The organism is Aquicoccus porphyridii (assembly GCF_008369105.1).
GTDB lineage: Bacteria > Pseudomonadota > Alphaproteobacteria > Rhodobacterales > Rhodobacteraceae > Aquicoccus > Aquicoccus porphyridii.
In genome coordinates this window covers 1-375 of sequence record NZ_VINQ01000214.1, presented here as the reverse complement: position 1 = coordinate 375, position 375 = coordinate 1, and the positions used below count along the sequence as shown (strand labels likewise).

1 protein-coding gene is annotated in these 375 nt (G+C 67.5%); it reads right to left on the bottom strand.

From position 1 onward, the window contains the following. On the bottom strand, positions 1 to 375 hold a 375-nt coding region (locus tag FLO80_RS24240), incomplete at both ends, for an HAD hydrolase-like protein (RefSeq protein ID WP_149187175.1).

Genomic DNA, 375 nt, shown 5'->3' with positions numbered 1-375 from the left:
GGTGCGCGCGCAGTTCGTCTTCGCTGCCGAAGCCGTAGCCGACGCCGATGCAGGCGACACCGTTGCGGCTGGCGCCGAGCAGGTCGTGCATGCGGTCGCCGATCATCAGGCAATGCTCCGCTGCCAGGCCTTCGCTGTCGAGCAGATGGCGGATCAGTTCGTCCTTGTGCGTGCGCGTGCCGTCCAGCTCGCTGCCGTAGATCGCCTTGAAGTGACGGTCGAAGGCGAAGTGGCGGGCGATCTCGCGGGCGAACACGCCGGGCTTGCTGGTCGCGACGTAGAGCGTGTGGCCGCGTCCGACCAGGGCTTCGAGCAGCTCGGGAATGCCGTCGAACACGCGGTTCTCGTAGAGACCGGTGACCCTGAAGCGCTCGC